Below are 13,035 nucleotides of genomic sequence, written 5' to 3' on the forward strand. Positions count from 1 at the left end.
ATCGCTACGATGCAATCAACCGCTGAACGCAACAAGCGAAGCGCGAAATCTACGAAAACCGGAGGTCACCATGAAGTCGTTCATCTACGCAGTCGCCGCTGCCACCGCCCTTACCGCATCCGTTGGCGCATTCGCCCAGTCGAACCCGTCGGGCGAACTGACGCGCGCCCAGGTCCGCGCGGAACTCGTGCAGCTCGAGCAAGCCGGTTACAAGCCGGAAGCGTCCGACGCCAACTATCCGAATGCGCTGCAAACCGCGCAGGCACGCGTGACGAACAGCGACGCAACGGGTTACGGCGCACAAGCCGCCGCCGGCGTGCGTACCGGCCGCGCGATCGCGGTCAAGCAAACCGCTCGCGACTCGGTCTATTTCGGTCAGTAAGACCGACGCACGCGGCGCGTACCTCGATACGCGCGCTGCCAACGCAACACCCCGCTCCCGTTCATCGGGGCGGGGTGTTTCGTTTTCGGCGCCTCCGACCTCCGCGCTGCACGACGCACGATCGATGCGCCAGCGCGGCTCGGCCGCTGCCCCGAACCATTCACGCAGACGGCCGGCGTTTGCGCATAGAATGGCCGCGTGGTCGGCGCCGGCCGAAGCGAACGCGAGCGAAACCTCGAGTCACCGGGCAGACGCACTCGCTGGCCGACCCGATGCCGCACTCATCGCATTTTTCGAAAAGGAGCGGTTTCATGTCTCAAACATCCGGTTCCATGATCACGTTTCGCCGCCCCGACGGCAAGGAACTGCAGGGCTACCTCGCGACGCCGGAAAAGACCGAAGGCGCACCCGCGGTCGTCGTCATCCAGGAGTGGTGGGGCCTGAACGACCAGATCCGCGGCGTCGCCGACCGCCTCGCGCGCTGCGGCTACTTCGCGCTCGTGCCCGACCTGTATCGCGGCAAGTCGACGGTCGAGGAGGAAGAAGCGCACCACCTGATGACCGGCCTCGATTTCGGCGACGCCGCGTCGCAGGACATTCCGGGCGCAGTGCAATATCTGAAGACGCACGCGTCGCGCGTTGCGGTCACCGGCTTCTGCATGGGCGGCGCACTCACGCTGCTGTCGCTGCAGTTCGCCGATGTCGATGCCGGCGTCACGTGGTACGGCTTCCCTCCGCTCGACTACCTCGATCCGTCGAAGCTCAAGGTGCCGCTGATGGGTCACTGGGGTACGCAGGATGCGTTCTTCGCGATCGATCAGGTCGATGCGCTGGAGAAGAAGCTGACCGATGCGAAGGTCGACATCGAATTCCACCGCTATCTCGCGCATCACGCGTTCGCAAACGAAACGGCCGTCGGCCCCGGCCGCATCGGCGGCACGCAGTTCGATCCGGTGTGGTCGCAGATCGCGTGGGATCGCACGCTGACGTTCTTCGGGCGCACGCTCTGGGGCCAGCAGCAGTAATACCGCAGCAGACAGCAGGCACCCGCCGCCACCGTGCGGCGATACACGCAATGCGAAACGCCACGGATCTGCATCCGTGGCGTTGTCGTTTGCGGCTACGAATTCGTCACGCGAGCGTGGGCGGCGCCGCCTGGCTAACGTCCACGCGTTTCGGCAGGATGCCTGCCTGATAGAACACGTCCGCGATGTGCTGCTGGTACGCGAGCGTCTCGCGCGTCACCGGTTCGACACCGAAGCGTGCACGGCGGAACGCGAGCGCCACGGCCGGCTCCGGAATGCCCCACAGTTTCGAGAACTCGGCCGCACCCTGCGCGCGATTCGCATCGAGCCATCGCTGGACCGTCGTGAGCTCGGACACGGCCACACCCAGCACGTCGGCATTGCGCTGCGCATAGGCGCGCGACGTGAAGTAGTAACTGCGGTTCTCGACGAGCCCCGTGCCATCCGCGACGATGCGCGCGCCCAACGTCTGCTGGACGACGGCGAGAAACGGATCCCAGATGATCCACGCGTCGACCGAGCGGTTCTCGAACGCGGCGCGCGCATCGGACGGAGACAGCCAGACCGGCTTGACGTCCGCGTGGTCGAGCTTCGCGGCCTGCAGCAAGCGGACCAGCAGGAAGTGCGTGTTGGATCCCTTCACCAGCGCGATGCGCTTGCCGCGCAGATCCGCGAAGGTCCTGACCGGCGAATCCTTCGCGACGACCACGGCCTCGGTCGAAGGTCCTGCCGGCGTCTGCGCGTAGTAGACCAGCGGCGCACCCGCCGCGAGCGCAAAAATCGGCGGCGCCTCGCCGACATCGCCGAAGTCGATCGACCCCGCGTTCAGCGCCTCGAGCTGCGGCGGCCCCGACGGGAACTCGGTCCAGGTCACGTTCACACCGAGCGTCGCGAGCTTGTCCTGCAGCGTGCCTCTCGCCTTCAGCAGGCTGAGCGGCCCTTTCTGGTAGCCGATGCGCAATGTGCGTGCGCCGGCCGCGGCAGCGAGCGCGAAGCGCGGCTGGGCGGCAGCGCCCGCCGCGAGCGCCAGACCGGCCTGGATGAGCCGGCGGCGGGATCTGGATAGTCGATCTGCCATGATGTCCTGGGTTCGATGGGAAGGAAACGCGAGTCGAGTCGATTCTAGGGGTTCGACGCTTCGCACCGAACCAACGAAGTCCGATATCGAAAGCAGGCGCTTTCATAAAGGCGTGCGTCGCGCAATGCAACCGATCGGAGACCTCGCGCCGATTCGTCTTCGCCATCAACTTCGGTATGCGAATTATCTGGAACGAACCAACGTCGATTCATGGACTACGTAACGTGTGCCGCGTCATTCAACCAGGCACACGTCGCACACTTGCGCTCAGGACACGCAGGAACCGCGCAGCGCGGCCTCGTCGGCGGCCAGCAATTCGGGCACGCATTCCCGCAGGAAATCGACGAAGGTCCGGATCTTCGCGTCGAGGTACTGGCGCGACGCATACAGTGTGTAGACCGTCAGCTTCTGCAGCCGGTACTCGGGCAACACGCGAACCAGCGCGCCACTCGCCAGGGCGGGCACCGCGCTCGACATCGGCAATGAGCCGATCCCGAGGCCCGCGCGCAGCGCGGCACCGAGCGCGTCGGCGATGTTCACCTGGAAGTCCGGCAGCGGCAACTCGAATGTCTCGCGACCGTCGGGGCCGTCGAGATGCCAGCGGTCGCGCGGAAAGATCGGCGTGACGATCTGCAGGCATGAATGCGCTTCCAGATCGCGCACGGAGCGCGGCGTGCCGCGCTCCTTCAGGTAAGCGGGCGACGCGCACAGCACGCTGTGAACATCGCCGAGCCGCTGCGACACCAGGCCCGAATCGGGCAGCTCCGCCGAGCTCAGTTGCAGCGACACGTCGTAACCTTCGTCGATGATGTCGGGCACGTGTTGCGACAGCGTCAGTTCGACCGCGACCGACGGATAGCGCTGCCGGTATCGCACCACTGCCGGCACCACGTAGGCCTGGCCGAAACTTGTGGTCGCATGCACATGCAGGCGCCCCGAAGGCTTCGCCTGCGCGTCCGCCGCCTCGGCTTCCGCTTCGTCGATATAGCCGAGGATGCGCTGGCACCGGTCGAGATAGCGCTGCCCGGCATCAGTCAACGCGATGCGGCGCGTGCTCCGGTTGAGCAGGCGCGTGCGCAGATGCGTTTCGAGTTGCGCGACCGAACGCGACGCATAGGCGGTGGTGATGTCCAGGCGCTGGGCCGCGCTCGTGAAGCTGCCCTCCTCCGCCACCCGGACGAAAATGCGCATCATCTGTAACGTGTCCATCGACAGGTCCCCGGGATTGAAATCGCTTCGCGGCGGCGCCCGCCCCGGCACTGCCCGGTCTGGCGCGAATTGTGCGGAACAGTACCGCAGCGGTGCAGGCGTGTCCAGTTTGCCGTGCGCCGCTGCTACGGGCCCGCGCTCACGCGACAACCGTTGTCGAAGGACGACCGGCCTCGGATCGATGCAGGCCGCACGGTGGCAGCCTGCCGCGCACGCATTGCACGTGCGCGTCGTGCTCAGGCCTGTTCGAAAGGGTTGCTCAGCACGATCGTGTCGTCGCGCTCGGCGCCGGTCGTGATCATCGACACGGGCACGCCCGCGACCGCCTCGACGCGCGCGATGAAATCCTGCGCGGCACGCGGCAACGCCGCACGCTCGCGCACGCCCTTCACGGTGCCGTCCCACCCGGCGAACGTTTCATAGACGGGCAGCGCACGCGCCTGCGCGTCGAGACTCGCGGGCAAATGGTCGACGCGTGCGCCATCGAGCTCGTAACCGACGCACAGCTCGATCGACGCGAAGCCGTCGAGCACGTCGAGCTTGGTGAGCGCAAGCGAATCGATCCCCGAGATGCGGACGGCCTGCCGCAACTGCGCGGCATCGAGCCATCCGCAGCGGCGCGGCCGGCCGGTGTTGACGCCGAACTCCTGCCCGCGCGCGCGCAGCGTTTCGCCGGTGGCGTCGGTCAGTTCGGTAAGAAACGGGCCGCCGCCGACGCGCGTCGCGTACGCCTTGGTCACGCCCAACACGTGGCCGAGTTTCGACGCGCCGAGCCCCGTGCCGGCCGCCGCGGCCGATGCAACGGTGCCCGACGACGTCACGAACGGATACGTGCCCCAGTCGATGTCGAGCATCACGGCCTGCGAGCCCTCGAACAGGATGCGCTCGCCGCGGTCATTCGCGTCGTTGAGGTCGGCCCACACGGGACGCACGAACGGCAGGATCTTCGGCGCGATGTCGACCAGCATTGCCAGCATCGCGTCGCGCGAGCACGGCTCGAGCCCCAGGCCGCGAAACCATGCATTGTGATAATCGACCAGCACGTCGAGCTTGTCGGCGAGCCGGCCCGGTTCCGCCAGGTCGGCAACCCGCAACCCGCGGCGCCCGACCTTGTCCTCATAGGCCGGCCCGATCCCGCGCAGCGTGGTGCCGATGGGTTCGCGACGCAGATGCTCCTGCGCCTGGTCGATCGCGCGGTGAATGGGCAGGACCAGCGTCGCGTTTTCCGCGATCGACAGATTGTCGGGCGTCACCGACAGCCCCAGCTCACTCATCCGCCCGATCTCGGCCAGCAGCGCCTCGGGATCGAGCGCCACGCCGTTGCCGATCACGCCGCGCTTGCCGCGCACGATCCCGCTCGGCAGCAGCGCCAGCTTGTACGTCTTGTCACCGACGACCAGCGTATGCCCCGCGTTGTGGCCGCCGTTGTAGCGGGCGACGAGATCGGCCTGCGCCGCCAGCCAGTCCACGACGCGCCCCTTGCCTTCGTCACCCCATTGGGCGCCCACCACCACCACGTTCGGCATGCTGCATACTCCATGTGAGAAATCCAGACACGTACTGCGGCCACATCGGCCGTTTGTGTGCCATATTGACGGAGCAGGATCGCCCGATCAAACGATTAAATCTGAGCATTCATGTGAGTAAAACTCACGCGAAACGATGAAATGGCCCGACGACTCCCTCCGTTGAATTCGCTGCGCGCGTTCGAAGCCGCGGCCCGGCTCGGCAGTTTCACGCTTGCCGCCGATGAGCTGTGCGTCACGCATGGTGCGATCAGCCGGCATGTCCAGCAGCTGGAGGCATGGCTCGGCCGGCCGCTGTTCGAACGGCACAACCGGCGGGTCGAGCTGACCGATGCCGGTCGCGCGTATCTCGCCGAAGTTGGCGCATCGTTCGACCGGATCGCACTCGCCACCGCGCAGCATTTCGGCCAGGGGCAGCAACGCGTGCTGCGCGTCAGCGCGCCCGCGACGTTTTCGCTGCGCTGGCTCGTGCCGAAGCTGTCGTCGTTCCAGGTTGCTCATCCGGCCATCGAGGTGCGGCTGTCGACGTCGAACGAGCCGATCGAGAAGTTGCGCGACAAGGTCGACCTGATCGTCCGCGGCGGCCCGCAGACGATCGACGGATACGTCGCCGAGGAATTCCTGTCGGAAGTGCGGTTGCCCGTCTGCGCGCCGAAGCTGCTCGAGGGCCGGCCTTTGCGTACACCGGCCGATCTCGCCGGCTTCACGCTGCTGCATGCGGCGACCTATCCCGGCATGTGGCCTGAATGGCTCGCGGCGGCCGGGCACGCGAATCTGGTGCCGCGGCACTCGCTCACGCTCGAGCATTTCTACCTGACGCTGCAAGGTGCGCTCGACGGCCTCGGCGTCGCGATGGGGCCGATCGCGCTCGTCGCGGACGACATTGCCGAAGGGCGGCTGGTGCAACCGTTTAGCGAACCGGCACTGCCGCCGTGGCGTTATTTCACCTACGTGGCGGCTGCGCGCGCGGACGACGAACCCGTGCGGGCATTCAAGGACTGGCTGAAAACGACGGGGAACGCGGCGGTGGATGCGCGGCACTGACTATGTCGGCTGTGGGTGGTCAAGCCGTTGCGGCGGCCCGGATATGAACATGCTGGAAGTCGCGCTCGGATATCGACTCGCTCAACCAAGATGCAGAGGATACCGAATCAATTGATACGGATATGCTACCCGCTTGGTAGCCACGACGCGCCGCGTATTTGCGCGGCACAAACAAGAAACCCCGGCTCGAGCCGGGGTCTTTTCCGCGAAGCCCGCTTATTGGCTGGCGGCAGCGGCTTCGCCTGCCTTCTTCTCGGCCTTCTGCAGGTTCTGCGGATAGTTCGGATCGTTGGCCGCCGGCTTGTAACCGGCGTCTTCGAGTTTCTTCAGTTCGGCGGTGTTCTTCGCGCGCGCAGCCTTGTGTTCGGCTTTGCGTTGTGCCCGTGCTGCCTTGCGCGCCTCACGCTTCGCGGCCTTCGCATCCGAGGCCGAGGCGGCCGGTGCGCTGCTGGCGTCGGTCTGCGCGAACACCGGAGCGGCGGAGCCGAAGAGGAAGGCTGCTGCCGTAGCAGCCAGCGTGAATTTTCTGATCTGGATTCGCATCGCTGAGCTCTCTATTCTGATTGATCACGGAGTGAAAATGCATCGAGATACCGCCCCTGCCCCCGGTCGGTTTTCATGCTGCGACCAGGGCCTTTGCATCATAACCGCGTTGCAAAAAATGTGGCGCCATCGTGTGCACAATGTTGGGGATACACGTATGGGAGAGATCGTGTCGCTGGGACCGCAGCGATGCATCGGGCGCGGGGATCATGCGACGACCATGAGCGCAGCAACCATGTGACGAACCGGATGATTCCGTCGATACGATGCAGCCAATGCGGACGAGATGTCGTGCACTCGTATGAGGCTGACTGTTTCACCCGCGGAATTTGCCGCTCGCGCAACGTGATCGTCGCTTCGTGAACCGGATCACCTATCGACTTGCAAGTCTGTGTGCCTGGCTGTGATTCGTGGTCGCATGCGCGGCGGTTCATCCCATAAACGGGCACGCTTCGTTCGGTGCCCGTGTTCGACGCGATCCCCTGCGTGTACACACGATGCCAAGCGAGCGATCGGGTAACCGCTTGCTGCATGCATGGCTACCTGTTCGGGGCGCTTCGTTACCACTTGTGGGAGTAACGTTGGGAACCGAGACGTCGTCGCCGCACAGGGTGAATGCTTGGATTGACCTTCGTTCACGGTTGCGCGAAGAGCTTGCATCGTGCGTTTGCATGTGCGAATGCGAAGGCTTCGTCACCGCCCGGCGTCGCAACGAGTCTTGAGTCTGTGGGACGAGGATGCCGGCACGTGCTGCGCTGCGCGTCTGCGTCACAGCGTTTCCATTGGGCGGGCGCATCTGGCGCGGTGGCGTCGCGCACCCGATTTGCCCATCCGAGGAACACCTTGTCGGTGAGCTTTTACAGGACGTGGCATTTTCCGACGGTGAGGATATTCGGGATTCGAGCGCGGATCCGATGGAGGTGAACTTGGTTGATGCCGGCCGCCTCACGTTCGGACATCCAGCTGCCTGCGGTTGCTGTCTCCCCGATCACGAAGCCGTACCGGTTCCGGTTCCGTCCAAAGGTAGAAAACTATGAGGCCGGGTGCCCGCGGAGACGCCGACCCATTTCGTCAGTACACAGGCCAGCGATTGGAAAAGTGCCGATTGGCCAGGCTGGCGATAGCCGAAGACTTATCCACGGAAGCCCCAGCCCCGACGACAAAAAATTCACTTGCGCGTCGATTTCGGCGATTTCTCACTGCCGGGAGAGAAACCGAGGGCGCTCCCCTGTGGAGCGCAGGCTTCAGTTACTGCGGGTAATCCCGGATGCGAGATAGAGCGGGACGGCCATTCTTGGGTCCCATACGCGGGTACCTATGTCCCGCAAACGGCGATTTCCTCCCATAAGTTTCTACGTTTGAGTGCTTGTGAGTGGGTACTCACCTCCTTGGAAAGCCTTGTTGGGCCTGGGAGCCTTGCAGAGTGAGGCCAGATATCGAGGGTTGCACAGGCCGAAGAGCCGGTTTCCTGTGCGTACGGAGCGCTGCAGACTGGCTTTGGTAGCGGTTTATGGGGGTTGTGTTTCTGCAGAGGCACACGTGTGTTTACATCTTTTGTAAACAACGTTTACTTCTTTAACTACTTTTAGGCGGCTCAGAGCCTTGTCTGGCAAGGGTTTGACAGGTGTTCGGTACCCATTTATGGGGGCACAGGCGGAAGAGTATGGGGCTTCAGGTCTGTGGATTTGGGGAATGGGGTACCGAGTTGTGGGAAATGGGGGTTGTGGATATGGGGTACGCGTAGCCTGTTATGGGATTTCGGCCCGGAAATGCTTCAGGTAGCCCTCTATGGGGGAATCCGTTGGTAGCCATTTATGGTGCCTTTTTCCCGATCCGTCGGCGGCCTGCGGCACAGCATTTTATGTGAGGTTGCCGGTTATGGGATGGACTTTAGGTAGCCGGTTATGGGCGCCTGCACGGACCGAGTGATCTCGTTTTGTTCGGCCCTCGGGATGTAGAGTCCCATAGACAGGATCAGGGAAACGGAAAGGTTACCTTCTATGGGGAATTCGAAAGGTAGTCATCCATGGGAGTTATTTTCGTCCGCTGGACACGATTGAAGACAAAACGGCCAACCGGTGGTTCTCGTCAGGTACCCATTCATGGGAAGCATTAAAGGTAGCCTGTTATGGGAGCGCGCGGAGCGTGTTGCAGGGCACCACGAATCCGGTTTGCAAATCCCGTTCCGGTGAATTGTTTCCCATGAATGGGTACCTTCGATTGGGCAAGTCTCGTGCCGGATCCTGATGGCGAACTGCACAGGTAGCAGGATTTGGGAGCTGTTTTTGGCGGAAAGGTAGATGGATATGGGGCTTCGCGCAGATGTAAAAACAGCCAATTTCACTTTAATTACAATAAGTTAGGCGCTGTATTGAAAGTGATACTGGAGAAAGAGACGTTGCTCGCTGGCTGGAAAAGGTATAAAGTCCGCCATCAACACGGTCACCTTCTCCGGACATCACGATGCCGCGTAAGCCCGCAATCAAAGGCTCCGACAAGCAGGTTTCGCTATTTCAGACGCCCGAGCCTCCCGATCTGCTGCGCAAGGCGGTCCAGGCCATTCATATCGCTCCGAAGTCCGGAAAGATCGGTCTCCAGCAGCGCAAGATGTTCAGCTCGCTGATCAAGAACGCCCTTCGTCAGGAAGCGTTCGAGCCCGGCCGGACGAGCTTCTCGATCTCGATCGCGGCGCTCTCGCACGAGAGCGGGTTGAACAGCAACAACACGAAGTACGTGAAGGACACGGTCAACTCGCTGATCAGTACCGTCGTCAACTGGGACTACCTTGCCGCGGACCGCTCGACGGTGTGGAAGGCGTCGGGCCTGCTCGCCGGCGCCGAGCTCGAGCAATCGGTGCTGAAGTACAGCTTCTCCGACCAGATTCGCAGCGAGTTGCTCAATCCGGAGATCTACGCGCTCATCGATATGCGGATCGCGCGCGAGTTTCGGCGCTCGCACTCGCTCGCGCTGTGGGAGAACACGGTGCGCTACGAAGGGATCGGCATCACGGCGAAGATTCCGCTGCCGAAATTCCGCGATCTCATTCTCGGTCAGGACAAGGCATCGCAGTCCTACAAGGAGTACAAGCTCTTCAAGAGCAAGGTCCTGGTGCCGTGCATTCAGGAGGTGAACGAAGTTTCCGACCATACGCTCGAGCTGATCGAACACAAGTCAGGTCGCAGCGTGGAGGCCGTGCAGTTCAAGGTGACGCGCAAGCAGAGCGCGGATACGGTCGAGGAAGGCGACGTCAAGAACGAAGCGCTCGTCGACGAAGTCGCCAAGTTCGGCATCCCGCGTTCGGAAGCGCGCCGGTTGATCACGCAGTACGGCGTGCAGCGCATCAAGGCGGCGATCGCCTATACGCTCAATCGGACTACGAAGAAGAACGCGGCGCCGATCGACAACGTGGCCGCGTATTTCCGCAAGGCGCTGACGCACGGCTATACGCTGGCTGACGGGCAGGGAACCGAAACGGCCGCCCCGGCGAAGGAATCCGCGCAGAGCAAGCAGGAACAGATTCGCGACAAATACCTGGCCGCGAAGGTCGACGAAGCCGGTGCGTATTTCCGCGAACTGGAGATCGACGACCAGACCAAGCTGATCGAGCGCTACAACGAGACGGTGGCCGGTTCGAAGGATCTCACGCTATCGCCGAAGAAGAAGGCGAGCAAGCTGGCGCAAACCAGTTTCTTCCGGTGGCTGGCGCTCGATACCTGGGGCGAACCGACCTCGGACGACCTGCTGGAATTCCTGCTGAAAAGCAGCCTCGCGACCAACTGATCGTTCGAGGCCTCGCGCCTGGCATGCGTCGCGCGCCGGACTGCGTCCGGCTACGCGGAGCCGTGCAGGGGCGAGGCCCTTGCCTGCGGCGCTTATTTTTGCGCCGCTACCGCCAGTTCGGCGACATATGCGTCGATCACGGTCTTGAGCCGGTCGGCGAGCGATTCCTGGTGGGACGCGTCGACGCCCTTCAGTTGCAGATCCAGGCGTCCGTCCGGATAGGTCTTCAGCTGACCGATCGCGCGCGATTCGAGCGCGAAATCGTGGCGAACGCTGTAGCGCGTGCGCCCCGTCTTCTTGTTGCCGTCGCTCTGCGCGCGCAGGAAATTCTCGAGGTCGCGTACCGACTTTTTCCGGTCGATCACCGCCGTGAGCAGACGGTCGGCAGCCGGTTCGCCCAGGCGCTCGAAGATCAGCTTGAGGAAGTACGCCGCCTGCAGGCCGACCACGTCGTTCGCGCTGGCCATCCGTTCGAGCAGCGTGTTCGGTAGCGCGTTCAGCGACAGCGTCTTGCTGATCGATGCCTTGTCCTTGCCGATCTTCTCCGCGAGCGTGTTCTGGTCGGGGAAGACCTTTTCGTCGAGAAGACGCTTCCACGCGACCGCGTCGTCGAAGATCGTCTGGCGTTCGTGGTCGTGGTTGGCGCGATACGCGATCGTATAGAGCTGCTCGGGCGTATGGTCCGTACGGAACGTCGCGTTGATCGTCTCGTCGCCGTTGATGCTCGTCGCACGCAAACGGCGTTGCCCGTCGATCACGACGAGCTTGCCGGGAAATTCCGGGAGCCGCGTGACCTTGATCGGCTCGATCTGCCCTTCCCGCTTCAGCGTCAGCGCGAGCTCGTGCAGGCTCGACTCCGAATAGAACACACGCGGGTTAAACGGGTTCGGGATGCAGTCCTTGACCGCGACTCTCTGCGGCGCGCCGAGATCGTGCGCGTCGGCGGGCGTGGCCGCAGTCGGGGCCGCGGGAGTTGCAGCTTCCGCGGCGGGATTGGATGCCGGCGGCGGCTCGGGCAGGCGCGTTTCCAGCGCCGCGTTTTCCTGCGCGAGCCCGCGCAGCAGGCCGGCAGCGAGATGCAGGTTGCCGGTCGGCTTCTTGTCTTTCGATGTTTCCTTAGCCATGAGCGGCTCCCGTAGCGCGCGTCGACGCGATGTATTGGGCCATTTCGGTGACCAGTCTCTCGATTTCCGCGCGGGCTTCCTTCAGCCCCTTCAGGTATCGATTGTGGTGATGGATCGTGGTGCCGAGGGCGAATGTCTGCCGGTAAACCTCGCGCTGCGCGATCTGGCTGTCCAGCAGATGCTCCCCTATTTCTTCTGCCCTTAGAATTTTTAAAATTTCTTCACGCATTTTAGTTTTTCCATTGACGCTATTCAGCATCAGCGCGGAAGACAAATTCGGGTTACGAACGGAACGCATCGATTCGATCATGCGAATCATCGCGACAGTGCTGTACAGGTCGGCCGGTGACGGCGACAGCGGCACGAGGCAGAAATCCGCCACTTCGAGCACGGATGCGATGCGCGGATCCTCGAGGTTGCCCGGGCAGTCGACGACGATTACATCGAAATTCGCATCCTGCTTCTTGATCTCGCCGCCGATCCCACGCCCGGCGGGGGCCAGCGACAGCACTGTCATCGGGAGCGTATTTTCGCCGCTCGTCACCCATCTGACCGACGTGCCTTGAGGGTCGGCATCTATCAAGGCGACCTTGTTGCCGCCGGCCTCGAAGGCTGCCGCGATATTGACGGAGATGGTCGTCTTTCCAGTACCACCTTTCTGATTGCTCACGGCGATCTTGAAAGCCATTAAATTCCTCCAAGGAGTTTTGCGTAATATATGCAGTTATTGCGGAAAAGTCCAGAAAAATGGTAGATAAAAAGACGAGTTTTACGGAGGGGTGTGGTTGTTACGTGACAAGCCGGTCGAACGGCTAAGAAGTTCTTGGGGGAGTTGCGGGCGAATCAAAAATAAAAACGGATGAAAAATTTCGTTCGGGATGAAACGCTCGAAGAGGCACTAAAGAAAATACTGAGGCTTTAGCGTCGAGGGGCGAGAAATCGGAATAGTTCGTAGGCACCCCCCGGTTTCGGTCTTGTGTGGCAAGTGCTGATTCTGTTTTGCTAACGACTTGCGAGCCTAAACTGCGCCGGAATCCGCAGTTGTCACGTGACAAGTCGATTCGGCTGATCGCGGCATTCAAATATGGATCGCCGGGCGGCGCGCGGATTCGATGTGCCGTGATGATTCCGGCAAATCCACTTTTCCATCGATGCAATCTGCGTTCGGCTGCAGGTGCAGGTGCAGGTGCAGGTGCAGGTGCTCGTGCTCGTGCTCGTGCTCGTGCTCGTGCTCGTGCTCGTGCTCGTGCGACTGCGACTGCGACTGCGACTGCGACTGCGACTGCGACTGCGACTGCGACTGCGACTGCGACTGCGACTGCGA

At 62.7% G+C, this 13,035-nt stretch carries 11 protein-coding genes; 4 read left to right on the forward strand and 7 right to left on the reverse strand.

The genetic code is table 11. The features are described from left to right. The first annotated feature begins 70 nt into the window (after nucleotides 1–70). A complete protein-coding gene (locus SB771_RS32755) occupies nucleotides 71–382 on the forward strand; it encodes a DUF4148 domain-containing protein (protein ID WP_165754210.1) in 312 nt (103 codons plus the stop codon). A 311-nt stretch (nucleotides 383–693) separates the two neighbouring features. Continuing rightward, complete coding sequence (locus SB771_RS32760; protein WP_175662242.1) at nucleotides 694–1,407, forward strand: dienelactone hydrolase family protein; 714 nt, start codon at nucleotides 694–696, stop codon at nucleotides 1,405–1,407. A 106-nt stretch (nucleotides 1,408–1,513) separates the two neighbouring features. Here SB771_RS32760 and SB771_RS32765 read toward each other — a convergent pair whose 3' ends face one another. The 3 genes from SB771_RS32765 to SB771_RS32775 form a co-directional block, all read right to left on the reverse strand. Next, nucleotides 1,514–2,485, reverse strand: a complete 972-nt coding sequence (locus tag SB771_RS32765) for an aliphatic sulfonate ABC transporter substrate-binding protein (protein WP_175662241.1) — start codon at nucleotides 2,483–2,485, stop codon at nucleotides 1,514–1,516. A gap of 267 nt (nucleotides 2,486–2,752) precedes the next feature. Then, nucleotides 2,753–3,694, reverse strand: a complete 942-nt coding sequence (locus tag SB771_RS32770) for a LysR family transcriptional regulator (RefSeq protein ID WP_011660882.1) — start codon at nucleotides 3,692–3,694, stop codon at nucleotides 2,753–2,755. 236 nt (nucleotides 3,695–3,930) lie between these two features. Then, nucleotides 3,931–5,220, reverse strand: a complete 1,290-nt coding sequence (locus SB771_RS32775) for an adenylosuccinate synthase (protein ID WP_175662240.1) — start codon at nucleotides 5,218–5,220, stop codon at nucleotides 3,931–3,933. A 141-nt stretch (nucleotides 5,221–5,361) separates the two neighbouring features. Between SB771_RS32775 and gcvA the strand changes: the two genes are divergently transcribed. Beyond that, entirely contained in the window at nucleotides 5,362–6,264 is a 903-nt protein-coding gene (gcvA, locus tag SB771_RS32780; protein WP_175662239.1) for a transcriptional regulator GcvA, read from the forward strand. 216 nt (nucleotides 6,265–6,480) lie between these two features. Here gcvA and SB771_RS32785 read toward each other — a convergent pair whose 3' ends face one another. Next, a complete protein-coding gene (locus tag SB771_RS32785; protein WP_011660885.1) occupies nucleotides 6,481–6,807 on the reverse strand; it encodes a hypothetical protein in 327 nt (108 codons plus the stop codon). A 2,463-nt stretch (nucleotides 6,808–9,270) separates the two neighbouring features. Between SB771_RS32785 and SB771_RS32790 the strand changes: the two genes are divergently transcribed. Further along, nucleotides 9,271–10,587, forward strand: a complete 1,317-nt coding sequence (locus SB771_RS32790) for a replication initiation protein (protein WP_006759641.1) — start codon at nucleotides 9,271–9,273, stop codon at nucleotides 10,585–10,587. A gap of 92 nt (nucleotides 10,588–10,679) precedes the next feature. On the opposite strand, the gene SB771_RS32795 is transcribed toward SB771_RS32790, so the two are convergent. From SB771_RS32795 to SB771_RS32805, 3 genes are all read right to left on the reverse strand, one after another. Then, complete coding sequence (locus SB771_RS32795) at nucleotides 10,680–11,711, reverse strand: ParB/RepB/Spo0J family partition protein (protein WP_105830277.1); 1,032 nt, start codon at nucleotides 11,709–11,711, stop codon at nucleotides 10,680–10,682. Next, nucleotides 11,704–12,399 carry a ParA family protein gene (locus tag SB771_RS32800; protein WP_098553043.1) on the reverse strand — a complete coding sequence of 232 codons (696 nt, stop codon included), beginning with the start codon at nucleotides 12,397–12,399 and terminating at the stop codon, nucleotides 11,704–11,706. Before SB771_RS32800 ends, SB771_RS32795 begins: the two co-directional genes overlap by 8 nt. A gap of 390 nt (nucleotides 12,400–12,789) precedes the next feature. Further along, on the reverse strand, nucleotides 12,790–13,035 hold a 246-nt coding region (locus SB771_RS32805), incomplete at its 5' end, for a hypothetical protein (RefSeq protein WP_410721841.1).

This window comes from Burkholderia sp. SIMBA_051 (assembly GCF_046534915.1).
Classification (GTDB): Bacteria; Pseudomonadota; Gammaproteobacteria; order Burkholderiales; family Burkholderiaceae; genus Burkholderia; species Burkholderia ambifaria.